The 209-nt window shown below is 58.4% G+C and carries 1 protein-coding gene; it reads right to left on the bottom strand.

Annotation, left to right across the window (positions count from 1 at the left end):
- On the bottom strand, positions 1-209 hold a 209-nt coding region (locus tag QCD69_RS22805), incomplete at both ends, for a PLP-dependent transferase (RefSeq protein ID WP_301253604.1).

The raw sequence follows: 209 nt of genomic DNA, 5'->3' as shown, positions 1-209 counted from the left end.
CCGCTATCCGGATTGGATTATCCAGATCGGCATTTAAATGTTCGTGATCTTCAATCCCTACGTAAACGCGCTGCAGCGTTTCCGAAATACCTGCCGCCGCGCGCGCCTCTGCCGACATGCCCGCTTGGGTCATGGTAGCGGTATGGGAGATCAGGCTTTCCACGCCGCGCAGCGATTCGGCCAGCGTGAACAGTTCCAGCGCCTTCAGG

Origin of the sequence: Erwinia sp. PsM31 (assembly GCF_030433775.1) — a bacterium.
Classification (GTDB): Bacteria; Pseudomonadota; Gammaproteobacteria; order Enterobacterales; family Enterobacteriaceae; genus Erwinia; species Erwinia aeris.
The sequence above is the reverse complement of the archived record's forward strand: the minus strand, read 5'-3'. Positions and strand labels throughout refer to the sequence as shown.